This is a genomic window from Chryseobacterium sp. AG844, assembly GCF_003182335.1.
In the GTDB taxonomy this organism is placed as follows: Bacteria; Bacteroidota; Bacteroidia; order Flavobacteriales; family Weeksellaceae; genus Chryseobacterium; species Chryseobacterium cupriresistens.
Genome location: NZ_QGTV01000013.1, coordinates 1 through 26,180, shown reverse-complemented (window position 1 = coordinate 26,180; position 26,180 = coordinate 1). Strand labels below are relative to the sequence as shown.

20 protein-coding genes and 1 pseudogene are annotated in these 26,180 nt (G+C 33.9%); 18 read left to right on the top strand and 3 right to left on the bottom strand.

Annotated features, from left to right (window positions below):
* Positions 1-61 precede the first annotated feature (61 nt).
* The 5 genes from DEU40_RS13635 to DEU40_RS13620 all read left to right on the top strand — a co-directional run bounded on the left by DEU40_RS13635 (position 62) and on the right by DEU40_RS13620 (position 4,425).
* Positions 62-409 (top strand): hypothetical protein, encoded by a 348-nt coding sequence (locus DEU40_RS13635; RefSeq protein ID WP_146207859.1) that lies wholly within the window; start codon positions 62-64, stop codon positions 407-409.
* Between the two features lie 30 nt (positions 410-439).
* Positions 440-679, top strand: a complete 240-nt coding sequence (locus DEU40_RS22220; RefSeq protein WP_146207858.1) for a hypothetical protein — start codon at positions 440-442, stop codon at positions 677-679.
* A 1,362-nt stretch (positions 680-2,041) separates the two neighbouring features.
* Positions 2,042-2,836, top strand: coding sequence for a hypothetical protein (locus DEU40_RS13630; RefSeq protein WP_146207857.1), 795 nt, complete (start codon positions 2,042-2,044; stop codon positions 2,834-2,836).
* Positions 2,837-2,847: 11 nt separating this feature from the next.
* A complete protein-coding gene (locus DEU40_RS13625; protein ID WP_110010335.1) occupies positions 2,848-3,630 on the top strand; it encodes a hypothetical protein in 783 nt (260 codons plus the stop codon).
* A 6-nt stretch (positions 3,631-3,636) separates the two neighbouring features.
* On the top strand, positions 3,637-4,425 hold the full coding sequence (locus DEU40_RS13620; RefSeq protein WP_110010334.1) for a hypothetical protein: 789 nt from the start codon (positions 3,637-3,639) through the stop codon (positions 4,423-4,425).
* 946 nt (positions 4,426-5,371) lie between these two features.
* Here the strand turns inward: DEU40_RS13620 and DEU40_RS13615 are convergent.
* Positions 5,372-6,625 carry a tail fiber domain-containing protein gene (locus DEU40_RS13615; protein WP_181397968.1) on the bottom strand — a complete coding sequence of 418 codons (1,254 nt, stop codon included), beginning with the start codon at positions 6,623-6,625 and terminating at the stop codon, positions 5,372-5,374.
* A 1,255-nt stretch (positions 6,626-7,880) separates the two neighbouring features.
* Here DEU40_RS13615 and DEU40_RS13610 point away from each other — a divergent pair.
* Entirely contained in the window at positions 7,881-8,111 is a 231-nt protein-coding gene (locus DEU40_RS13610) for a hypothetical protein (RefSeq protein ID WP_146207856.1), read from the top strand.
* Between the two features lie 228 nt (positions 8,112-8,339).
* Here DEU40_RS13610 and DEU40_RS13600 read toward each other — a convergent pair whose 3' ends face one another.
* Positions 8,340-9,173: an alpha/beta hydrolase fold domain-containing protein gene (locus DEU40_RS13600; RefSeq protein ID WP_110010330.1), complete on the bottom strand. Its 834-nt coding sequence runs from the start codon at positions 9,171-9,173 to the stop codon at positions 8,340-8,342.
* A 596-nt stretch (positions 9,174-9,769) separates the two neighbouring features.
* On the opposite strand from DEU40_RS13600, the gene DEU40_RS13595 reads away from it, so the two are divergent.
* The 4 genes from DEU40_RS13595 (at position 9,770) to DEU40_RS13580 (ending at position 17,125) form a co-directional block, all read left to right on the top strand.
* Positions 9,770-10,489, top strand: a complete 720-nt coding sequence (locus tag DEU40_RS13595) for a hypothetical protein (RefSeq protein ID WP_110010329.1) — start codon at positions 9,770-9,772, stop codon at positions 10,487-10,489.
* Between the two features lie 1,214 nt (positions 10,490-11,703).
* The gene (locus DEU40_RS13590) at positions 11,704-12,498 is read left to right on the top strand and encodes a hypothetical protein (RefSeq protein WP_110010328.1); all 795 of its coding nucleotides are present in this window, start codon (positions 11,704-11,706) and stop codon (positions 12,496-12,498) included.
* A 340-nt stretch (positions 12,499-12,838) separates the two neighbouring features.
* Positions 12,839-13,717 carry a hypothetical protein gene (locus DEU40_RS13585; protein WP_110010327.1) on the top strand — a complete coding sequence of 293 codons (879 nt, stop codon included), beginning with the start codon at positions 12,839-12,841 and terminating at the stop codon, positions 13,715-13,717.
* A 1,962-nt stretch (positions 13,718-15,679) separates the two neighbouring features.
* On the top strand, positions 15,680-17,125 hold the full coding sequence (locus DEU40_RS13580) for a hypothetical protein (protein ID WP_110010326.1): 1,446 nt from the start codon (positions 15,680-15,682) through the stop codon (positions 17,123-17,125).
* 257 nt (positions 17,126-17,382) lie between these two features.
* Here the strand turns inward: DEU40_RS13580 and DEU40_RS13575 are convergent.
* A pseudogene (locus tag DEU40_RS13575) lies at positions 17,383-18,085 on the bottom strand (IS1595 family transposase); the annotation flags it as partial.
* Between the two features lie 1,112 nt (positions 18,086-19,197).
* Between DEU40_RS13575 and DEU40_RS13570 the strand changes: the two are divergent.
* The 8 genes from DEU40_RS13570 (at position 19,198) to DEU40_RS22465 (ending at position 25,683) form a co-directional block, all read left to right on the top strand.
* Positions 19,198-19,824 (top strand): hypothetical protein, encoded by a 627-nt coding sequence (locus DEU40_RS13570; protein WP_146207855.1) that lies wholly within the window; start codon positions 19,198-19,200, stop codon positions 19,822-19,824.
* A gap of 313 nt (positions 19,825-20,137) precedes the next feature.
* Positions 20,138-20,866: a hypothetical protein gene (locus DEU40_RS13565; RefSeq protein ID WP_110010324.1), complete on the top strand. Its 729-nt coding sequence runs from the start codon at positions 20,138-20,140 to the stop codon at positions 20,864-20,866.
* A gap of 288 nt (positions 20,867-21,154) precedes the next feature.
* Complete coding sequence (locus DEU40_RS13560; RefSeq protein WP_110010323.1) at positions 21,155-21,610, top strand: transposase; 456 nt, start codon at positions 21,155-21,157, stop codon at positions 21,608-21,610.
* 513 nt (positions 21,611-22,123) lie between these two features.
* Entirely contained in the window at positions 22,124-22,897 is a 774-nt protein-coding gene (locus DEU40_RS13550; protein ID WP_110010321.1) for an aspartate/glutamate racemase family protein, read from the top strand.
* 52 nt (positions 22,898-22,949) lie between these two features.
* The gene (locus DEU40_RS13545; protein WP_110010320.1) at positions 22,950-23,888 is read left to right on the top strand and encodes a BPSS1187 family protein; all 939 of its coding nucleotides are present in this window, start codon (positions 22,950-22,952) and stop codon (positions 23,886-23,888) included.
* Positions 23,889-24,263: 375 nt separating this feature from the next.
* Positions 24,264-24,587 carry a MoaF-related domain-containing protein gene (locus DEU40_RS13540; RefSeq protein ID WP_110010319.1) on the top strand — a complete coding sequence of 108 codons (324 nt, stop codon included), beginning with the start codon at positions 24,264-24,266 and terminating at the stop codon, positions 24,585-24,587.
* A gap of 29 nt (positions 24,588-24,616) precedes the next feature.
* Positions 24,617-25,375, top strand: coding sequence for a nuclear transport factor 2 family protein (locus tag DEU40_RS13535; RefSeq protein WP_110010318.1), 759 nt, complete (start codon positions 24,617-24,619; stop codon positions 25,373-25,375).
* 149 nt (positions 25,376-25,524) lie between these two features.
* On the top strand, positions 25,525-25,683 hold the full coding sequence (locus DEU40_RS22465; protein ID WP_181397967.1) for a hypothetical protein: 159 nt from the start codon (positions 25,525-25,527) through the stop codon (positions 25,681-25,683).
* The last annotated feature ends 497 nt before the right edge of the window (positions 25,684-26,180 follow it).

The following is a 26,180-nucleotide window of genomic DNA, read 5'->3' as shown; positions in this document are numbered from 1 at the left end:
CTGTTTTTGTGTAATCCCCCAATTTAGCTGTTTCTTTGTGCCAGATTTAAAAACAAAAAAAATGAAAAAACTTGTATTACTTTTAAATGTGTTTCTGGCTTCAGTGATGTATTCACAAGTAGGAATTAATACTACAGCTCCCACGAACACCCTTGATGTGAACGGAGACGCAAGAGTCCGAAATCTGCCAACTCTTACCAGCCCTACTGTTTCTCCTTTGTTTAGTGATGAAAATGGGGTTTTGGGGAAGGCAACCATCTCTCCTCAATCCCAGATTGCCTTTTATACTTTCAACAATGACATTCCTTTTACCGCTTCCAGTTTTAATGCCGGAACCGATCAGGTAGTTCCAATAGTATCTTCTAATGCTACTCTGAATACAATAGGAACTACAGTCCCTACCACCTGAAACGTCAGAATTAGTCAGACAGGTACCTACATGTTGTCAGCATCCGTTACGCCTTACTTGGCTATATATGCTGAAGCTACTACTACTCCTGCTCCTAATTCTACTACTACTTATAGTTGTGGATCTGATGGTCTCTATGTTTATATGGCGATCAATATTGATATTAGTACAGATGGCGGAACATCCTGGACATCTGTTTCAGGAGGAAGACCAATGTTTCCTAGAGTAGTAAGTGCTTTAAGAAATTATAGTTTACATCTCCATCTGTAATTAAACAATTGAATGCAGGGGATCTGGTTAGGGTTAGATTTTATAGAACTGTCGATGGCGGTGGTAATCTTCAAGGGTGTTCCGTATCCGCAGTAGCATTAGGCACCGGCTATGGAGCATCACCATTCACATTGGCAATCACAAAACTTTAATTTTTTTTTTACTCCGTTGGATTTATTGTCCTTATAATACAAGCAGTATTTAAAAGAAAAATTAAAAATCTCGAAAAATTAATAAATGATGAGAAAGAATGGTCATCCATAAGTTCTCTCACGAAAACCGGTTTCCCTGCCGGTTTTCTTATTTGCAGGGGCAAAGCTGGAAGTTCTCTTCTCAGTTTTTCTTCGGTTCTGAATGTCTATAACGCTTTTTCAACATTTTTCTGATTACTTAGTTTCTGATGATACTGCATTGCTAACAATAACAGATTTAAAAATTAAATGAAAAATCCCCGCGTTTTAGAAAAATAGAAGTGTAAATTCAATTGATATTTTGTTATATTTTTTCAAATACCATAAAAGGAGGCTGCTCTCATTCCTGTGTTTCTGATGGCACCTAAAGTTTAGGAGTAATGGGGTGTATTGACACAAACATGTTGCTTCCTTACGATATAAAGCAATTAAGAACGTTTAAGTCATACAATTATTTTATTAAATAATGCTATCTAAGTGTTTGAAAATATACTACTGAAGCGAGGAAGTTAAGACAAACATGTTTTTCCCAATTAAAATGAGATTTTGTGGTAATGGTTATGCAGAATGAAACCATATTATAGGCATTTTCAGGATAATAATACAGAATATTGTAAAAAAGCAAAGGGTTTATTTTTTGGGAGTAATATAATTAAATGAAATGCACATACTCTATTTCCACTGCGAATTCTATAAAAGCCCATTGCTGCAGGATATATATCATACGCATCTTATACGTATGTTGTTTTTTAAAGATTATATCAATTTATTAGTTTCTTTGCAAAAATTTTGAAAAGGGAAAAATGCATAAGTTTTAAGATGTTTTTATTGGCACTCCCACTAATGTATTGCAGATAGGAATTAAGTTCCCAACAGAAACCGTAAAGAACTATTTTCTTGCGAATTATTTCGAAGCATAATGATCTTTTCAATGTCATTATATGCAAAATATAACGTCTGATTTGATAAGGCAATTGATGAGCGATCACATATCACCCAAAGAAGTTATTAGTCGTGATATAGCATGGATCTATCACTCTAAAGAGATCAATGACTTGGAAAGCTCTTGAAACAATGAGTAACACTATGTTCAGGGTTTACCTGACAATAATATGAAGATTAAATCAATTGAATTTAACATCAATATATACAACTTAAAGACACTTATTGAATGAAAAAAAATTATTTAAAGGCAATGGTATTATTTGTGATTTTACTATGCTTGCCGGGTACAGACATGGCTCAAGTCGGTATAGGAACAAGTAGTCCTAATGTAAATTCCGCATTGGAATTATCCTCTAATTCAAAAGGATTGCTGTTACCCCGTATATCTTTACTACGTACTTCATCAGCATCTCCTCTTTCGGCTCACGAAAAAGGAATGACAATATATAATACAGCTGTAGTAAATGATGTTGTGGAAGGTATTTATTACAATGATGGAACAAAATGGAACAGGCTATACACGAATCAGCCGAATATTGGCGATGTATATTACAGCTTTGCTGTGGCGGACCATCAGGGATGGTATATGCTCAATGGAAGAAATTTGACCTTATTATCTGCAGGAGCTCAGGCCAATGCAGCTAAAATCGGACTGATTGCATCACTTCCTGATGCCACAGACCGGTATTTGAAACAAAAAGGATCTTCTGCATTATTAAGTACAGGGGGTACACAAACAATTACTCTTGCACAGCGGAACTTACCCAATATTAATTATACCGGTACAACTTCCAGCAGCGGAATGCACAGTCATCAATATGATGATAGAGGTGATAAGCCCTGGCATCACGGCGACGGGGGAGTTCAGCTTGCCAATACAGCCCAGTTAACCAATCAAAACACCGGGTCGGCAGGCAGTCATTCTCATACGGTGCAGGTAAGTTCAGGTGGATCCAGCGCAGCTATTGATATGGAGCCAAAGAATCTTGCTGCAAATGCTTTTATTTATTTAGGTTATTAGAAAATTACACAATGAAAAAGAAATTATTTTATCTTATCCCTGTTCTTGGCAGCATTATTGTTCATGGACAAATCGGGATAGGGACGGGTACTCCCAGTTCCAATGCTATTTTAGACGTTACATCATCCAATAAGGGTCTGCTGCTTACCAGAAACAGTCTCACCAGTACAGCATCTCCTATACCTTTGTCAGCCCATGTAAAGGGAATGGTCACCTACAATCTTGCCAACGCTAACAATGTTTCCGAAGGAATATATGAAAATGATGGTCGCAGCTGGTCTGCTGTTTCTTATGATTACCCTTATGGTACAATTTCAAATAGCTTTGCAACAGCAGATCACAAGGGATGGTATTTATTGGATGGAAGAGCTGTTTCTTCACTTCCCGCAAATGTACAGGCAAGAGCAGTGAGCCTCGGATTTGCAGTTAGTCTGCCCAATGCTGATGACAGAATCATTAAAACGAAAGATGTTTCAGAGGGAGTGGGTTCACTGTCAGGAAATGCTACAGTAACCCTTGTACAGTCTCATCTTCCAAATGTTATTTTTACAGGGAGTACCTCAACAGACGGTGCCCATACCCATACTTATACAGACAGAGGAGCAGGAGTTTCTGTAAATAGTGGAAGCGGAGCCAATAATCCTGTAGCAGATAATACTTCTGGAGCATATAATACAGCGGCTGCCGGAGCTCATACCCATAGTGTGTCATTCAACTCAGGGGGGAGTTCTCAACCCTTCAATATTACTCCCAGTTATTTGGTGACAAATGTTTTTATTTATTTAGGAAGTTAATAAACGATGAAAAATTTAAAATTGATAATAGTTGTAATGGTGATTATTTTTAATAACCATAGGGTAAGCGGACAAGTGGGAATCAATACGCCTACACCGGATCAGAATGCAATATTGGAAATGTATACCAGCAATAAAGGATTGTTACCTCCACGGGTATCTCTGGTCAATATAACCAGTGCTTCTCCACTTTCTCAGCATGTTAAAGGAATAATTGTCTATAACACGGTAAATAATGCCAGTGTAAATGAAGGACTTTATGTCAATAACGGAATCCAGTGGTTTCGCTTGTCCACAGAAGATATGCCTTTTGGGCATATAAAGTACAGTGTTGTACCAAATGACCATAATGGTTGGTACCTGTTGAATGGAAGAGCTGTTTCTTCGTTACCCGCAGTTGCACAGGCCAATGCGGCATCTCTTGGCTTTGCTGCCACAATTCCGGATGCTACGAATAGATATTTGAAAGCAAAAACCGGAACAGAAGCGCTGGGAGCTACAGGAGGTAATTCTTCAGTTACCCTTGTACAGGCAAATCTGCCTGCGATGACCTTTTATGGTACCGCGCTTTCAGCAGGTGACCACTCTCATGCCATAACAGATAGAGGAAATACTGCAGTCAATGCCGGAGGCCTTGGCAATGATAATGCTGATAATACTACCGGAAGATATACTACCAGCAGCTCAGGAAACCATTACCATTCCTTTACGGTAAATACCGGGGGAACAAATACGCCTATATCTATTGATCCTAAACATCTTAATCTTAATGTTTTTATGTATTTAGGACAGTAATTTATATTTCCATTCATGATGGATATGTGGCCTAATCAGTTACGAACTCTTCACATTTTTGCTTCCGGAATTTTTAGTTGTCTTTGATATGATCAAAGGACGGGAGTGTAATGCTGAGCTTCGTAGTTTAGTCCGAAGAAAAAGTAGTTTTCCAGAAGAATTTAATTAAAGATTGTTGGAATCGAAGGGTTTTAGCTGAATCATTGTGTACGATTATTCATTATGTAAAAAAAGAAAGATGACCTGATACATCCTCAGAAGAAATCTCTTTTAAAGAGGTTGGCTTTGTTGTGGCAAAATGAACAGTTATAACTTTGCAGAGCCCTTAAAAATTGCCTTACATTCAAACTGTTTGACTAAAAATCACAGCCGAACAGTTTGAGTGTAAGGCAAGATTTTCGGCAGTAGAAAAAATAACCTTAGCAAATACCATAACGGGGAGAAAGAACTTATGCTGAGGATCCGGTAATGTACCCTGAAAATCATTCGCAATCCTTGTCAATGGGATTTTAATCAGCAATTTCTGATGGAAAACTTTAGACAGTTCTTACCTCTAGAAGTGAAGAATGCTGCGAACACAAGGGCAAGCATTCAATATCGGATTTATGAGATTTAATTTTTTATTCTTTACTGATTTTTTGTACTTTTCATGAGTTGGCCTCTAACGTCAAAATTAAGATTTGGACGTTCTGAACATCTATGTGGTCCACTTGTATTGTCTGAATGGTTAATAGCCTATAATCTAATGAGGTCATGTAATTATATCTATTTCCACCAGGATTTTGATAGATGATTGCTTAGCTAAGAATGCAAAAAGGAAAAACAAATTAAATAGGGGATGATCAATTGTGTATTTAGAACCGATAAAATAAGTAAGTTTATTTATGAATAGTATTAATATTTATGCTTTTCCTTATGCATTTTTAATTTTTTTTTTAAGTGATGATTATTTAGCTTTAACGGTTGTTTTATCTTTAAATATTTGCATATCTTTTTCAAGTGATATAATTTGCATAGCCTGCTTTTCTATCATTTTTTGTTGCTCTTTAACAGCATTGATTAATGTATAAATAATTTCTGAGGAATCATACTTTCGCTGGTCTTCAAAGTCTGCAGTCTTTATTTTTGTAACAGTACCGGGTAGTACTTTTTCAATATCCTGAGCTAATACCCCTACATAAGTTTGGCCATCATCTTTATAGCCACCCTTTCCGTTATATTGAAAATAAACAGGTTTTATTTCAAGTATTTGTTTCAATCCTTGAAGATAAGGTGTTACATTTTTTTTTATTCTTTTATCAGAAAAAGTACCCCATGCGCCACCTCCTGTTTTATCAGCAGTTCCGCTTACACTCAATGTCGAAGTAGGTGCAATAGTAGCGATTCCTACTTTACCTGCTGAATGGAGAGTCATAATCTGATTACCCGATGTTGCGCCATCATCAGAAACAGATTGGAAGTTTAGAAATCCACTTGCTGCTCCGTCATTTGTCATATTAAGTTTTAATACACGCTGTCCGGTGGGATTATTTAAGCCTTCAAAATAGATTCCGGGACCTGAAAATCCAGCTCCGGAAGATGATCCTGTAATTAACAGACCGGGTGTCAGATAAGATGTTGTAATTGCAGATGGGCTACCATTGGAAAGATGTAATTTGGAAATAGGAGTTGTTGTCCCTATTCCTACCCTGTTATTGGCTGCATCTACAGAAAAATTATTTCCAGCTATGGAAAATGCATTAGTCTGCGTACCTGTGAATGTTAAAGTATTTCCGCCTTGTGCTACAGTTCTATTGCCGGTAAGTGTGCCGTTAGAGGTATAAATATTAATGGGAGCAGCACCTGCTGCACCACCATCAGTTGATCTCCAGCCTGAATTGCTGTACACAAATTCCAATGCTTTTCCGTTAGGAATGGTTACACCATTTAGCGTAGCTCCAAAACCTCCCGTAGTATTGTTATAAATAACCAGCCGCTGACCTGCATTAGGAGCTGCAGGAGCTGTAATGGCTGCTGTGGCTGTAGCTGCTCCGGTTAGTTGTACCTGGCTTACATTAGCCGGTATTGTGACAGTATTGCCGGAGACTGCTATTGCTGTTTCACGATTAGTGATTGCTCCGTTTACATCCAGCCTTGTCCCTGGAGTTGTTGTGTTAATTCCTACATTGCCTAATTGTGCAAAAAAAAATGCACTTATCATTAACAATGAAATTGAAAATAAATTTTTAGTATTCATTATTTATTATTTTTGGTTAAAGTAATTTTGAGTTTTTGGTCACAAGCTAAGAATACTTGAAAAATGTTTCATCTGGCCGGTAGGGTCTATGCCTGTGATTATTTTTTGATAGACATCAAAGCGGAATTAAGAGTTGTTGTATTGATTCCAACCTGGGCAGTACATAATCCATAACAAAGGATTGCTGTGAATAATAAATTTTTTTTCATTTCAAATAAATGTTAAGTTAACAAAATTGAGTTTTCAAATTAAGATATTAGTAATTACATACTGATATTTATTTGTTTGAAAGTATTAAGTGAACAATTATAAAATTTCAATATTGGATTGTTTTTATTTTCCAAGGTAAAGTTATGATATTTCCTTGTAAATGCTTAAAAACATACACTGCATTTACACTGCATTATATATGAAATTTCTTTTTAAAGTTAAAATTACACTATTTTATAGTTTCTTCACAGGTTTGCCTGGTTGTTTTCTTTCTAAGTACTTACATTCTAGATGAATATCGTATAGCATCCTTACAGTGATAGCAGCATCAAAAAATGGAATGAAAATCTCCTGGTTCATTAAAAACAGGAGATTATAAATATTTTTAAGAAATATAGATCTTTATAATCGATACATTATTTCTCAAACAGCTGAAAGGATACATCTGATACTGATATGTCCAGCAAATGATCATTTCCTGTTGCATAATTACCACTTGCTGTTCCTGAATTCTATAAGGAAACAGTGGGTTTAATCCTAACCTGCAGCATATTGTTAGTATTTAAAAGAGTAGTTCCTGTGAGATCTGCGGTAAATAGATTGGATAAACTCGCATAATAGGCTTCCTCCTGCCGCAATATTAATTATAGTATTAAAAGTCTTAATAACAGTCCATTCAAGATGAGCTCTAAATCGTACTGCACATAATGGGACTTAACTGGAACAATATTATTTATGCTTGTAAAACTAAATTGATAATCCAATGATCGTAAAAAATATTTATCTGTATTCACACTTCTCTTATCAAAGGTAATGGTATAAGCCGGGTTAAAAACAGTAGTGGAAGGGATATCACATCTGTTAGTGCCACAAAGATTAGGCAATATATAGAGATGGGGGAGTTGCCATAATAACATTAAGGGATAATGTAGGCACTACTATTTTCAATTTGTTGGGAGCAACAGGGAGCATAGGATCCGTTGTTATAAGCACATTTTCTACAAATGATATGGTTAATAGTGGTTTTTTTGTAGATGCAGGAAATATCACGGTTTCAGGGACCGGGGGATCTTATAGAAGAATAACTTCTACCCAATTACTTCCAAACAGTACTATTCTTCTACCATGGGAACAGATCCTGGATAATAATGGGAGACGGACTATCTTTTATTGGGATTCTGCCGCTTTTAACGCCAATATTACTGGTAGTGCTGTGGACACAGGAAAAATTCATTCATAATACTGTAGTAAACCTTTTGCATAAAAGAGGACTTTAATGGGGGAAGCAGGGCTTCCATGAATTCTACTACCATAAATAAGGGCTGTTTTAATAGTAAAACAGCCCTTATTTATGGTATATATAAAGAAATAATCGATTAACAGTAAAATATGGATGTGCATTTCACCATTTTTTATCAAAGAATGGTATAGGCATGAGTAAAAAGGGAAATGATATTAAACTCAAATTCTATTCACTATCAGTACTGGTAAAAAAATGATCAATGTTCATGATTAAATCCTGGGCAGCAGGACTTGAAATATTTAATTGTGTAAACACATGTCCTTCTCCTCCATAAATTTTTATTTGAGAATTTGATTGAATCTTATATACCATATCGTAAAAATTCATAGCATCATCAAACAATATTTCATTGGTACCAACACCTATAAATACTGGCGGAAAAGTTGTAAAACTCAGTTGGCTCGGATCAGCAGCGGATAGCTGGCTTCCTGCATATGCATAAGCAAAGTTTTTTACCATTTCTTTATTTAAAATCAGGTCTAAATGCTGGCGGCTGTCAGAAGAAGGATTATTGGTTTCCAAATTATACCAGGGTGAAATTAATGATACTGCTTTTGGCGTTTTCCAGTTTTTCTTATTGATTTCATTTACGGATGCTATAACCAATCCCCCTCCCGCACTGTCGCCAAAGAGATAAAAATGATGCATCGGAAATTTTTGACTGGCATATTCATAAACACTTAGAATATCATTCAATCCATTCGGATAGGGCTTTTCTGGTGCTAAAGCATACGTTATAAAAAGAATTGTTCTCCCTAATCCTTTAGCAAAATGGGAAACCATTGCTTTGTGTGACTGAAATGAGCCAATAGCATAGCCACCACCATGAATATATATCACTAATTCATCGGATTTAGGGTTTTCAGGCTGAAACCAATGGCACTTAATGTTGTTGATTATTTCCGCAGTTATAGACACTCCTTCTGCTGAAGGATAAGTATTGCCTATACTATCATACAAATTTCTATTGTCTTCGATTATTTGATTATTAACACTCATATTGGTAATATTATAAATTGTAAAGTTTGAAATTAATTGCTTTATATCTTAAAAATTGTATCAAATAGCTTTTCGAAATACAGATATGACTATTTAAAAAATTGATACTTCTGTATATTCATGGGTTTTATAGAAAATTATTTCAGCATCTTTTAAAATTTATAGCAAAAGTAAAAGAAAAGCATCATAGTATTTAAAATTGATGTTCGTATAAAATACTTACAGCTGCATTTTATTGACAATGTTCTTGAATTAAGTATACTTTAGCTCTTTTTTGTGGAGAACTATACAGCTAGGGAAAATAATTTGTTCCTATTATTTTCATCAGTTGGTTTTGTTTTTTAGTTACTCATGAATTTTTATACGTAGATAATACGTATTGTGATTTTTGATGATTTGTTGTTTTTACTTCATTTTTGTGGGCAAATAGATGACTGTTATTACTTGAAATCATTTATTGATAAGTTTACTCACAGTATGCATGCTACTATACCTCCCATCGTTTTTTTTCTACAATTATTAATTTTTTTGTTGGGGGTATAGTTTATATTGTATTCAAGAATAAAGAAAAATTTCATAATTAAAACAAACAAAAGATGGAAAAGGAATTTAATCCTGTAATCAAAGCAGTTCAAAGTTTAAGAAAACTGGCTGTAGAAATCAAGTCAACGAATCAGGAGATTCGTACCAATGATAATCGAATAAGGGTGAATATTGGTGAATGTGGAAAGTTAATTGCATCAACGAACAACAGTATGGTTATCAATTTGTGGCTGAGAGAGAAAGCCCTGTTATTGGAAAATTCGGATCATCAGCTTACAATCCTCGAAAGAATTGAAGAAAAGTTTAAGAACAGAGATGCTGTCAACTTAGTGGAAGACTGGAAAATGACTGATTATTATAAAGATTTAATTATGACCAGTATGGATCAGCTAAAGGAGGGTGGTGATGTGATTTTCGTAGGTGAAAACCTACAAAAATGGAATCATCACTGGGCAGAAGTTTTTAAAGCCTTAGATAATATATTGTCAATAGCGGAAACTTATAAGTTAAAACTCAGAATGATGGAAACATTAGAACCTGGAGAAGTGGATGCTTTAACGATGGATATTATTCAACATATTCCGTTACATTATTCTGATGAGGAGGCTGGTGAGTATGAAAAGGAGTATTTGGAGGCTTACCATGAATTAAAAGCATCTCAATCTAAGAAAAAGAATCTCTGGGACAAAGTAATGGATATTCTTGCAGGAGGAGTTGAAGAGACTCCTGCTCATAGAGTCCAGATGAGGAGATGGATGAATGGTATTGACTGATGAATTAGGATAACCCAAAAATGTATAAAAAAACGAAAAAGAATCTAGGGCTCAATCATTATAATAAAATTGTTTTCAGATTTACAGAAGAACCTGCAGAATTAATTTTTGCAGGTTCAATGTATTATTAAAGTTGGTCAAACTTTTATTTTCCTGAGCAATAATATGGAAAAAAGCCAGAAAATGTAAAATGTAAAATCTCAAGTCATATTCAAAGGTTCAAAACTGACTCAAATAGCTTTGAAGTTATCAAGCCACTCATTGGTCTTTTCTATTGTAGATTTTATCTTGTAAAGGTGAGAATCAGAATATTTTTAATGTTTTGTAGTTCCGTTATGAGGATTTTATTTAATTTCTGCGGTGGTTCTTTTTTCAAAATCTCTTTACGTTTTTTACAATCCCATTGCTAATCTATAATTTAGAAATAAACCTCATACTCTATTTCAGCCTCCAGGAGACATGGAAATCGTTCTAAAACTTTTTCAATCTTAAAGAATCATGATATTTTCTTACTGAAATGGTTTTTAATGCCCTGGGGATTTGCCTTCCATTCAACTGAACACTGCAGAGACCCAGTTGCTTTTGTTACTTCGCAGGAAAGAAATCCAAATGAGTTTAAATGAATCATCTTTACTCCATATCTTAAAATAGTAATAGATCAACTGCCAATTCATTTCTTTTTCTGAAAAATATTTTGTAAGACTCAATTATTACAATCGTTTTATTTTTTTTATGTTGCATGATTAAGATGAAAATTTTTCCTGAAAATAAGCCTTATGTATAATTTTCGTTTGCCTTTTATATGATAGTGTTTTTCTTAAAATGGATTTAATTATTTAACAATCAGCATATTGTATTTTGCAGTGTTAATGCAGTGTATATTATTTGATATTTTTTATTTAAATTTACACTAGAAAAGAATTATATCCTGTCTTTTTATAATTCAGTTGTATAAAATATCTGGAAAAAGCAAAAGAGGTGTAATGCATGTTGGTATGCCCATTTCATAAACCCAATTCTAAACACACTAAATTTTATACCATGAAAAAGACTTTATTACTTTATTTGAGTCCATTTTTTTTAGTTCGTTCTTAGGAGGACAGGTTGGAATAAATACACCCATACCAGGAAGTACTCTTACGGTTAATGGATCTATTGCAGGACAATACAAAACTGTTTCATCATCAGTTACTTTAAGTGCAAATGATTTCTACATGGCATTTAATGGCAGTATAGCTGGTACGTTTTCCTTACCTGCTGCCACGGTTGCAGCTCCTGCTCAGGGAAATATACTGGGGAGAGTGTATTATATTAAAAATACAGGTAGTGCCCAGCTTACTGTTGCAGCTAATGGATCGGAATTGATCGACGATCAGGCTGGTTCTGGAGTTTCAAGCTTTAAATTGAATCCAAAAGGATATGCTATGTTAATCAGTAAGGGAACTATTACTGGCATTACATGGGAACTAGCTGCCTTAATAGATAAAACAACTTCAACAATTGCAGCATTGGGTGCCACTGACGAGGTCACTTATACAGGAACTGCACTTACTAATTTTAATAACAGTATTCCACAAATCATTCCATTTGCAGTGAGTGATCTTATTGTTAATCAGGGAGGATCTGTATCATGGAATGATGCAGGAGATTATTGGCAGATACTTGAATCAGGTATTTACAAAATAGAAGGCTATGCTTACTTTGGTAGTGGGGGAGCTGTTTCAGGAACGGGAGCTTTTACAGGAATCAACTTAAATATTACCAGGAATGGAACTGCACTTTCCAATATTATTGGCGGAAACAGGGGCAATATTGATAATGCTACTGCATCAGGCGGAAATACACCTATAAATGTAAATTGCATTGTTCATCTTAATGCTGGAGATAAAATCTATCTTACCATGAACTGGGGAGCACTCACTAAACCTACCGTAGATGCTCATATTTCAGTGCCAAATTCTTTAGTGGAGAACCGTAATTTTTCACTTCAACAGTTGTCTGTACCTTAACTGTAAATTGATAATAAAAGGTATTTATACTTTTATTTTCCTGAGAATAAGAGAGAAAAAGCCAGATAATATAGTGGCTCAAGTTATATGTAAAAGTTCAGATCTGATAAATAACTTGGAAGTTATCAAGGCATTTACTGTTTTTTTTCTATTGTAGATCTTATCTTGTAGATGAGAATTAAAATGGTTTTTCATTTTTTGTAGTCCGTTATTAGGATTTTCTTTAATATTTAGTTGCAGATTTGATTTTTTTTTAGTCATACGTACATAATACGTATTGATATTAGTTGACACATAATATTTTTTTATTCTCTTTGTGGGGATTTAAAAAACAGAATAAATGAAAAAATTATTTTTAATGGCCGCGTGGGTTTTCTCCTCAGCCGTTTATTCTCAGGTAGGGGTCAATACACATATCCCCAATGCTACTTTCGATATTAAAGCGAAGAATGCTACCGGATCTATGACCAATATAGACGGATTATTAATCCCCAGGGTAGACAGGGAAAGAGCCATGAACATGTCTCATGTTAAGACTTCTACGCTTATTTATGTTGATAATATAAGTACAGGTACTGCAACGGGTCAGGCTTCTAATGTTGTTTCAACAGGGTTTTATTATTTTGATGAAACTTTAAACAAATGGGTAAGGTTGCTTACAGATGCCAAAGCAATTATCTCAGAGCTTAAGATTCCCGTAAATGTTTTATATGCCAGATCAACTTATACCTCATCGAAGAATGGATCCAATACAATAAATCCACTCTGGTTTGATGTAACGGATCATATCAATAATGAATATATCTCCTCCATTGTAAATACAGGGGAATTTATGGTAAATAAAGGAGGGCTATATACCTTTGATGTTCGGGAGAAACTTACAAATGTTCCTGAGAAAGAGCTTAGTGTTTCATTGCAGGTACCAGGAGATACGCCACAGAATTTGGTGAATATAACAACGTCTCTGTTGAAGCTGATACAGAAAACAGCGGATCATGTATCTGCGACTCATGGTGTAGGACTAGGGTTGAATGCTGGAAATGTAAATATAGTCTATGAAGGAAGTAGAATGCGTGATTCAAGTTGTTATACTTTTATAGCTACAACAATCAAATTAAATGCAGGAGATAAATTTAGTCTAAAAACAATAATGGCTAAATCAGGAACCTATCGAGAAGGAGGAGGCCATATTTCCGTTATGTATACACCAATACCATAGCAAAAGGTTCTAAAAACGATACAAATCAAATGATGAGAAGGATATCATGTAGAAACTATCTAAAGAAAATCAGTTTCCCTGCTGATTTTCTTTTTTTTAATGTAAAATTTTAAACTATAGATAGAATACAGAAAATGATTAAGAATGCGGAATAATTTTATTCCGCATTTATAATTTGAAAAAGCTAAACCTGTAACAGAATTTGATATCTCTGATAGGTCCTTGCATATATCTAGGTAATAATGATCCACTTATAAAAAAAGAAGAAATATCCGTCAGTCATTGCTGCTTGGTATTATTAACGAGCAAGTTTATTCCTTTATTTTTATAAAAAAAACAAAAGACAAAATGATAGATACAATCGCCAATGTAGAAATGAGCTCCGTATTCAAAAATCCATTTTCTCCATACAATGGAGATTTAAAACTTTTTGCACTGTTTTCCCCAAAGAGCATCCACTAGTATATCGGGATAAGAATATCCTGATCAGCGAATACAAAATTTACTAAATAAATTAAACTGATGGGGTAGTTTAACTTTTTGAGCTGCCTTCAATCATTTTATTTGACTTGAATACAACAAATGATAATAAAAATTATTCCATACCAGTCTGTTCTTCGTTTGTTAATTGTTAAAGTTGTTTTTAAACCTTTTTATTTGATGAAAGCCACAAAAGAAATAGAAAAGGTTGAACATTGAAGCTGTTTTAGGCAACAGACTGTGTGTAGAAAAGTATACATAGTTCTAAAATCTCTGATTTTCTTCTTAGGTAGATTTTTATAATTTTTTTTTAATACTCACTTAAATAAGCTGAAGTGCTTAGAATAAAAGTTTAGTATTTTTAGGGTTAAAAATATCTGTTCAGGTAATGAGTGTAAACAGCTATGTTATTAACTTAGACTAAGTGAATTGAAAATATTAGTGGTTGTTTTGTGGCTGCAAAATAGTAATCTTAGTGGGTTTTTACATTTTATTTTTACTAAACAGTTTCTCTGTTTCATATAATGACTACTGCTTTTACACTTCAATGCGGAGTATCTTTGATTTAACTTATTGATAATTATTCCTTTGTAAAATACGCATTTAATGCGCATTTCAATTTTAGGCTAATATTTTTTTTATGTTTTTCTTTGCTCAAGATGTAACGAATGAAGTTATACAATTGAATTACTTCTGTCAATGACAGGTTACGGTTAATTTTTTATTTAATAACGCTTCAATATGACTATAATATAGTAAGAAAGGCATTTCTAAAATCTAACAAATGATGAGGAAGGATATCATGTAGTGACTTTCCAAAGAAAATCAGTTTCCCTGCTGATTTTCTTTTTTTTAGCGTAAAATTTTAAACTATAGGTAGAATACAGAAAATGATTAAGAATGCGGCATAGTTTTATTCCGCATTTATAATTTGAAAAGACTAAACTTATAACAGAATTTGGATATCCGTGTTAGGTTCTATACTTCTTTTGTTAATTGTCATTAACCTGGACTAAGTGAGTTAAAAATAGTAGTCATTTTGTTTTGTGTATTGAAAAATAATAAGTATTTGTCAACTTGTGGCTCTTATTTTTTTACCAATTAGTTTTGCTTTTTCATATAATATCTACTGCATTTGCACTTCAATAGGGATTGTTTTTTTTTGTAATCATTTGATATTTAGCACACTAAAAGATACGTATTTGATAGGTATCTTAATTTTAGGGATTATTTTTTTATTTGTCTTCCTTTGCTGAAGATTTAGTGGAAGATATAAATTGAATTAATTCTGCCAATAACGGTTTTATAAATTATTGACTTTTTCTTATTATTAATTAATTCAGTAAAAGTTTTTTAATGAAATCCCAAATAGGGATAAGGAATTTTTTATTAAGACATTGACTCAATAAAATTTGAATTCATTGTATAGGCTAAAACAATATAAATTTATTCTAAATAACACAAAAAAATAAAAATTTATTTATGATGAAATCAAAAAAAGTAATTGTAATCGGTTTACTCTTTGTAAACATAGGCCTTTTTGCTCAGGCAGGTAATGTGGGGATTAATACAACAACTCCCGGTACAACACTTGATGTAAACGGAGCAATCACGAATAGAGAAACGGCGGTAGCAGTCTCCGGCAATGCCGTCACAGTACCGGCTAATGTAAGCCAGGTACAGCTTACGGGAGCGGCCACTGCCACAGTAACGATCACTGCACCGGCTGCACCCAATGCAGGGCAGCGTCTTGTTATCTTCAATAATACAACAGGCGGTTTTGGAGCTGCGCTGAACGGGGTTACCATCCCCAATGGAAAAGCTCTGGAGTATGTATATAGCAATTCCGGATGGAGGTCTACAGATGGAGGAGCTGTAGGAACAGCAGGTGTTAATATTTACAACGCAAACGGTAGTCTTACCAGTAACCGAACCGTATCACAGGGAGCTAATACCCTGGCATTTACAGGAAATCAGGTTAATGCGTTTTCTGTTGATGGAAATACCTTATCCGTAGATGCTGCCAATCATAGAATAGGGATAGGGACCAGTACACCTGATACCCCATTAACAGTACAAACGCCTGATAATAATTTTGGAATTAACCATACCAATGGAACCATTAGTTTGAAATCCTATATCGGAGGCGGAAAAGGATTTTTCGGTACTACAACTGCCAATGATCTGAATTTACTGACTAATAATACTATTAAAGCTACCATTACTTCAGCAGGCAACTTTGGAATTGGGACATCAACTCCTAGTCAAAAGTTGGAAGTTAATGGAAATATAAAATTCAATGCCGTACCAGATGCTGTATCTGTAGATAATTCAGATAGAATAATGGTACTCCAAAGTGACGGTACTGGTAAGAAAGTTCCTTTATCTAGTCTTCAGCCTACTGGTACTTATACCCCAAGAGGAGTATTTGTTGTATCCCCAAGCGATCCTGTAACATATGCATTGAATCTGTCATATCCGAGTACTACAATAATAAATAACATTGACCTGAATTATTCAATGACCGTATATGTAGAACCCAATACATCTTCCATCATCGTTTTTAATTATTCGGTCCCAAATGGACTTACTGACTCAACCGGGGATTTCCTTAACCTTAATACAAGCGGTACTGTATATCAAGGTATAAGGTTTGTAAGGAATGGTGTTGAAGCGCCATCGGGTTCAAGAAAGTTTCTTCAAAATGGAGTTTCTACTGTCTCAGGGATGTATACAGAAACATATGATAATAATACATCAACCCAAGTTGCCATAACATTCCGGCTTGACGGATATATGGAAATCATTGGTGGAACGAATTTCCCAAGTGGATCATATGCAAGATTTAATATGAATAAGGCATCTGGCCAAAATTATAACTGGGGAAAAGGAACTCTTACTTTGCAGCAATTTGATAAACCATTGTAAAGTTTAAGTTTTAGAAAGCACGCAAGTATTGCATAGCATTGTACCAAGCTTCTAAAAATATTTGAGAAAACAGCCCTAAAACCAATTATGAGAATATTTAAAACACGGATCTTCACTAACTTTTTAATTTAATGATCCGTGTTTATTAAGATTCTAACTACTGATTATTTAAATTATTTGAGTTATATGTTTAATCTCTGTATTAATTTAAGGTATTGCAAAGGTTTTGAATTAACCATTCTTTGAATAATGTTATGAAAGAAGGTATTTTTATTCTGAGAACGGTTAATATGATATGAAAATTCATTAAAGTAACTTTCTACATGTTTTTTGCTTGCATGGGTGAGTATTGTTCGGATCCAGGACTTTATCCGGTGGATAATCAGGTGTAATTGTTTAAAATTCTTTCCCTGATCCGAAGAGATTTGCTCAATGTTATACTTTTTGCTCAAGGGAAGATATTCTTTCCACTTGTCACTCAATACTTTGGCTGATTCACTGATGTGTTGATCGAAAATAGGTGGTAAGGATCTAGCAGAATAATCATCAATGGCTCTGATGTAAATACATTTCACCTGATGCTTTTCAGTAAGTTCAACAGCCACAACCGCTTTGGTTTTATAGCTTCTCCCTTTTTTACCCTCTTCCATTCGCCCTATCACAAATTCATCTACATGAACCAACTCAGACATCGGATATTTCTAAGTGCTTTCCATGGGCTTCCTCACTTTATGCATAAATGTCCATGCCGTGGGCTGATGGATGCCATAGCGAAGACATATCTGAATGCTGGACATCCCTTTTTGTTAACCATTTCGAAAACAATATGAAACGCTTTGCGTAACCCAAATCGAGCCCTATGAAGCAAGGTCTCCCTCCTGTGACGCTTTCTACATGATTGCAGCTATAACAATGATACTTATATCCTGATTTTTCACAGGCTGAAGTATGGACGCACTTCTCCAAAGTTGATAAGGTTTTGAACTTTAAATATTTCCATATAACTCAATTTCAAGCAATAATATACAGTATTTATTTGGATAACTCAATAAATCATTGCTATTTGGTAACATTCAGTGAAATTTATTGAATATTGAAAAGGTCATTGAATAAAAGAAGGAAAAACGGATGGAGGATCTTCAAGTGTCAATATCTAAAGCACAAACAGCAGCCGTACCGTATCACAGGGAGCTACTACCCTTACTTTTACAGGAAATCAGGTTAATGCATTTTCGGTGGATGGAAATACCTAATCCGTAGATGCAGCCAATTATAGAATAGGGATAGGAACCAGCACACCTGGCACTCCATTAACAGTACAAACTCCTGATAGTAATTACGAGATTAATCATACCAATAGAACCATCTGTTTGAAATCCTTTATTGGAGGAGCAAAGCTTATTTCGGTACGAATACTCCAAATGATCTATATTGTATGACCAATAAACCTGTTAAAGCTACCATAAACTCAAATGCTCAGGAAAAGTATTCCGATACCAAGCAGTTCTTCTTTTGTTAATTGTCACTATCTTAAGCTAAGCGGTTAAAAATATTAGTCATTTTTGTTTTGTGTATCAAAAATAATAGGTTTTGGAAACTTATGGCCTCTCTTTTCTTATCTGATATCTACTGCATTTATACTTCAATGGATGTATTTTTTTTGTAGTTTTTTGATTTGTAATGTGTTAGTCATACGTATTTAATAAGTATCATTGTTTTTTAAGTTGATCTATTATTTTCTTTTCTTTGTGAAGTGTTTGATAATATGATATAAATTTATGAGTTTTATTAATAATATTTTAGTAATTATAACTTTTCTAGTTATTTTTTTTACGTATAAGCACAAATAGGGAAGGGAACTTTCGAACATGACAAAACTTTTACTCAGACAAATGTGAAAGAGCTGTATCGTCTTCAGCTATATCAATTTATTTAAAAAATAACACAAAAAAATAAAAATTTATTTATTATGATCTCAAAAAAAATAGTTACAATCGGTTTACTCTCTGTAAACACAGTTATTTTTGCTCAGGCAGGTAATGTGGGGGATTAATACAACAACTCCTCAAAAAATGCTTCACGTCAACGGATCGTTGCAGATCGTGAATGAGCTGAATGTAAGAGGAAATGCTTCTACACCCGGGTCACCAGGCACAGATGGGCAATTTTTAATATCTAAAGGGCCTGGAATTGCTCCGCAATGGACTTCAGTCAGCATACCCGCTTTAGATGTAGGCGCCTACAAGTTAAAAGGAGTTTATCAGTTCAACTTAAATGACGTATATACTAATACTAATGGTAATTATTTAACACTAGGAAATTTTAATAATGTAAACGTAAGCAGTCCTAATAATTTAATAGTAGTAGAATTCCAATCTTCAACCTCTGTTATTTCATTCTTAGCCGGAGATGGAATGTCATATCAATATAGATTATCCGGAAACAATGGCATTGTTAGTTCTTTATCTCCCTTTTTTTATATACTTAGCACTGGTTTCAATCCTATGAATAATCTTACATCTTATAAATTTTTTTATACCAACGTAACCCCCAATACCTATAATTTAATATTGGAAGCATACAGAAGTAATACAATAGGATCTGCATCTTCAAAATATATCAATTTTAACAGGACATATAGTACCTCCAGTAGCTTTGTTACTGATGGGAAAGCTATGGTTTATGTTTATGAACAATAGTTTTTTATCCATTTCTTTACTAAAAGGTTATTTTTTTAGAAAGTAATTTATTCCTTAAGGTGAATTTGATAAAGGAAGGTATTCGGAAACTATCCAAAGAAAATCAGTTTCCTGCTGATTTTCTTTGTTTAACTGGTTTATGCAATTGGATCGGTGCTTTTTTCCCAAATAGAACACAAGGCTACTCTATATCTACTGCGCTCATATATTTATTTTGATTCTTTATTGATGTTAGCTTAAGTAAATTATACGTATGTTTTTTCTTGACTTGTAAATTAATTTTCACTTGGTTTGTTTTAAATAAATCACAGACATGAGAAAATTAAAAATTCGAGTTGCTATTTTTACAGCAATTATTCCTTCAGTTGTATATGGACAGGTGGGTATCAATACGGCAAATCCCACTGAAGCTTTGGATGTTAATGGAAAGGTGAAAATTCGTAAACTGCAAACGCTGACAAGTTCTACAGTTTACCCGCTGCATGCTGATGAAAATGGAGTCATAGGAAAAGCTAATCTCTCACCACAGTCTCAGATAGCTTTTTATACATCGAGTGATGAGTTTTCATTTTCTAAATCAAGCTATAATTCCGGTGAGGAGCAGATTGTACCTATACAGGCTTCTCATGCATCCTTAAATACACTAGGGACCGTGCTTTCAACAGGTGGAAATATCATAATTAATCAAACCGGAACATATATGCTTTCAGGGTCAATTACTCCGCAACTGACCATCAACAATGATGGTAATGGGTTTATTTATATGGCTGTTAATATTGAAGTCAGTTCCAATGGGGGAGGGTTATGGTCATCTGTATCAGGAGGGAGACCTATATTTACAAGAGTAGATCCGGGGTTGATGAGAAACTACGTATTTACCATTCCTTCAGTAACAGTACAATTAGCAGCCGGCGACAGGCTGAGAATTAAGTTTTATAGAACTAAAGCATCCAATACGTTACAGGGATCAACAGTAAGTGCTATAAGTTTGGGGGCCGGGTTTGGAGCACCTACTTATACATTGGCGATAACTAAACTGTAGTTTTATAAATCATCGATACCTATCAGATGTCCAACAAATGTATATTCGTAGAATATTGGGCAATACGTACTTTATACGTACGGTGGTTGTGTTTTAAATGAAAAACTTGTGGTAATTTGTGGTAGTGCTTATTTGGACGATTGTAAGCTGTAAGAATACAAGAAAAAAGGTTTAAGACAAAGAAATGTGACTGAAAACAGAAGAATTAAAGTTTAAAAATGTACTAGTATGTTTTTGTATAACTTAAAATCCCTAAATAATTAAAATTTTTAATGTAAAATTTAGATCATGAGTGTTAATTTTAAAAATATTCATATTGGTTCAATGGTCAAACAAAGGACCATTGAGTTGGACATGGATATATCCCGTATTTGTAATTTCTTTAAATGCAGTGCTGATGAAGTTGAAAAAATGTTTCTTCACGAAGATCTACCTACCAATATCTTATTGAGCTGGTGTAAATTATTAGAGTATGATTTTTTCAGGACCTATTCACAACACTTAATTTTATTCTCGCCGCCAGCAAAAAAAGATGCTAGTAAAACAGAAAAGAAAAGAACTGAGCTGCCTCAATTCAGAAAGAATATTTATACTAAAGAAGTTATTGATTTCATTTTAGAACTTGTCAATTCACAACAAAAAACAAAGAGGCAGATTATTGATGAATATAGAATTCCTAAAACAACTCTTTATAAGTGGATTATGAAATATAATAAAAAGGAGATAGAAGATAAAAAAAAATAATAAAAGTCGATTTGTCTGCCATTTACTCATCTATGTCGTCGATTTATATGACGGAATGAAATGTTTTTGGTAGTTATAAATAACCTATAAAAAAAATAATATGAATACTTTACAACCCAATTATAAGTTAATTTATCAGGATATTATAGCTAAAAAATATCCTTATAAAAAAGCTAAATGTGACAATATCCTTAATAAGAATGAGCTTTCTGTGTTGGATATTATCAGATTGAATAACATCATCTTTGATAATATCAGTAATGAACCTAGTACATCAAATCAAAGACTACGCTCATATGATAAAATAACAATACTTCAAATATTGGATTATCAAAAAAAACATCGGTTGAATAATACTGAAATTGCAATAAAGTTTAATCTGAGCAGAAATACAGTAAGTAAATGGAAGAAGATTTTTTTAAATAACCGGTAATTTTTGATTTCGGAGAATGTTCGATTTGTCATGAAAATATCAAAAAATAACTAAACATCTTTAAATAGAAAATAAAATGTATGGCTGACTTTATCAAATCATTCGGTTCTTCTCAAAATAATGATCCAGGGATTCGGAATATCCCATTAGAAAAATTAGGTCTGATTGGGGGGATTTCATGGCACTCAACTGTAGAATATTATCGTTACATCAATCAAATAGTCAATAATTATTTTAATAGCAATACAAACCCTCCACTTATATTACTCAATCTTGATCAGTATTATATACATTCTTTACAACAGTCGGGCAATTGGGACTCAATTGCCGCAATGCTGATTGAAGCTTGTGATAAATTGCAGCAAGCCGGAGCTTCATCAGTTATTTTTTGCGCTAATACACCCCATAAAGTATATGATGAGGTACAACGGAACAGTGCAATTCCTATACTACATATTGCTCATGCGATAGGAATGAACATTAAGAAAAGAGGACTTTGTAAGTTGGGGTTAATTGGAACAATATTCACCATGGAAGAATCGTTTATTACAAAAATATTGAAAGAAGACTATAATATTACAGTGATAATACCTGAAAAAGAGGAGAACAGGAAAAGACTTCATACAATAATACAAAAAGAATTGTCTCACGGTATCGTAAACCCTGAAACAAAAAAGTATATACTGGATCAGCTTATGTTGTTGGAAAAAAGGGGAGCTGAAGGGATCATACTTGGATGTACAGAATTTCCACTTATTATAAAACAAAATGATTTGGAAATTCCGATATTCAATACAACATTGATGCATGCTCAAATGGGAGCAGACTTTATACTTGGACTTTTGAAGTACTAACGTTATACTATTTTAAAGAGTTTAATATGTTAATTTTAATATTCAAATAATAATGAAGAAAAAGATTTTATTTTCCATCATTTCTCCGATGGTTTTATTCATATTTATGGTGAACCCGGTTATCAGAATGACCGCACAAAACATCAAAATTGATTCGGGCAACTATAAAACACTCAGAATCAAACCCAGTGAAGCTGATCCCAACGTACGAAATTGGGATAGTGTGCATGTGGTGTATTATGATAGAGCCATTAAAAATAATAAGATATTATTATGGCTTACCGGTACTAATGGATCAACGAACCGTTTGCCACAAAGTTTTTTTAAAACAGCACTGGATCAGGGGTATCGAATTATAGCCCTTTCTTTTATTAGTAAACCGGGGGTTTCGCAGGTATGTGTGGGAAACAAGCTGAATGAAGACGTCAACTGTGCGGCAGAGTTTCGTAGAAAACGAATTTATGGTGATCAAGTTTTCTCATCTATTCCAGATCAATACCAGGATGCTATCATACCTCGTCTGATCAAGCTCCTTCAGTATTTGTCAAAAAACGACAAAGAAGGGGGATGGTCGCAATACTTAGATCAGAACACAGATAAAGCGGTTTGGAGTAAAATAGCTATAGCAGGCCAATCTCAAGGTGGTGGCATGGCTGAATTTATTGCTCAGAATGAATCGGTTGCGAGAGTGCTTAGCTTTTCCGGAGGGTGGGATTATAGCAATTCAAAAATGAAAAAGATCGCCGGATGGTACTCTCAAAGGTCAATTACACCTCCTGAAAATTTCTTTGCAACTTATCATGTACAGGAAGCAGCTGCCATACAATTAGCTGAAATAAGCAAAGCATTACATATACCTACAGATCATATCTTTGCGCTTGATCAGCCCCTTGAGAAACAAAAGAAGGGTAATAATCCATTTCATACTGAAGGGATTGCAAATCCTGTATATAAAACTATATGGATAAAAATGCTTGGTTCTGGATTGTAGGGAATTCATTCGCTCTTCAAAATTTCCCTAAAAACGGATTTTCAATTTACTTTAATGAGACTTTTAGTTTTCAAAAAAATATTTATACGAAAGATATTATTGAATTGTATGAGTCCTTAAATTATTATTTTTAAAATATTGAAAACTAAAGTTAACATTATATCGATATATCGGTGAAATTTGGGAAGGGATTCAAATAGATATTTATGGAAAAATCCCCGCATTCGCAGTAGCCTAAAAATGATAGCAGAAATATTTCATTAATAAAAAATTCAAAACTCAAAATTAACCTTTTACAAGGTTTCAGTTCTTTGCACATTTACATTGTAATAAAACAGAGTAAATTGAACATAATACATCAACTCAATCTAAAAAATGGAAAACAAAAAAATTGAAGTTATTGGCAATAAATTTAAAGCCGACTTTGGAGATTACTCCTTTGAACTAAATTTTGAAAGTGAAACACAATTAACATGGAAAGCCCTGGCTAATGAAGGTTTCGGTGCATGGGAAACAGTACAGATGACAAAAATTGAGATTCGTCCGAATGTGTATATGATGTATTGGAAAGAAAAATCCGGTACCACAGTAACCCACGTGGAAGATTTTGAAATGGGCTTGTTATATACCAATATTACCAGCCCCGAGCATAATTTTCTTAATTTAAAAGGAACATTATCATTAATGGGTAAAATATAGAAAATTTAATCATTCACAAATAATAAAACATGAACAATAAACAAAAAGTAGCGGAATTACTAAAATCAATCGAAACAGGTGCAACAGAACCTATTTCATATATTAATTCCGATAAATACAAACAACATAATTTAGCTGTAGGCGACGGATTAGCTGGTTTTGGCGAGACATTACAGGCACTTCCGCCAAACTCTGCAAAAGTAAATACCGTGCGTGTTTTTGAAGATGGGAACTATGTTTTTTCCCATACCGATTACAATTTTTTTGGGCCGAAAACAGGGTTTGATATTTTCCTTTTTGAAGATGGGAAAATTGTAGAACACTGGGATAATTTACAAGAAACTTCTGGACCCAATCCAAGTGGACATACAATGACAGACGGTGAAACCGAAGCTAAAGATCTCAACAAAACCGAAATCAACAAAATAGTGTCCGGAAATTTTGTGAATGATATTTTGGTAAACGGAAAAATGGAAAAACTTTCACGGTATATTGATGACAACAATTACATACAGCACAACCCTCAAATTGGAGACGGACTATCAGGTTTAGAAAAAGCTTTAGAATATATGGCTTCGCAAGGTATTACTATGAAATATGACAAAATACACAAAATTTTAGGCGAAGGGAATTTTGTACTAACAATAAGTGAGGGTTCGTTGGGAGGCAGACCAACTTCATTTTATGATTTGTTTCGGATTGAAGGCGGAAAAATAGTTGAACATTGGGACACCATAGAAACCATTCCAGCAAAAGAAAATTGGAAAAATAATAACGGAAAATTCTAACAAACATCTATAGCTAACAAGGATGACCGTTGCACACTGATTTATTTAAGTATTTTATTCTCTAAATTAATTTACCCTATATTTCAGAAGATTGCTCTTTAGTGTATAAGATTAATCTATGTAAACATTAAATTGTGAAAACTTAAGATGTGAGAACATTTTATAAACCTATCTCAAAACTGCTTCCAATCGTTGATGGTGAAAGCTTTTCAATTACAGTTTTAGTATTTCATAAAAATCTTGAAAATTTTGATTTAGGATATTATGATTTTGAAGTTTGTCAATGGGTGGTTTTCAAAAAGAGATAACATGCTGGTCTGAAATTATTAAGCCTTCAAAAGAACCAGTAGAAGTATGGGCTTCAATATAAGTAGTGTAATAAGGCATTGTCACAATAAAACGTCCCGCCAATTGAGAAAATGTATTTTAAGGGTTTGGAAGAATAAGACTCCAATAGCAACTACAAGCAGCATTGTTTTCCGGGCCGTAAAGTAAATCATCAGAGATCTGCGCGATTATTGAACTAGAACCCTTCAGCAGTTTTTTGAAAGTCAGCCCACTAAGAAGAACAGCTTTATTTTAATGTACATAAATTTGAGTACTTTATAAGCAGTAAGGGTTGGAATAATCATAATATTGTAGCGTTATTTTTTAATAAAGTTTACTAATAATATTTATCAGAAATTAAAAAAAACATCTTTTGAAAAAATTAGTTTTACCGCTAAGCCTTATGGTCCCTGTATTGTTTTTCTCCCAACAAAGGAAAAAAGATACAGCGACCACTAAAGTAACCGATATAGAGGAA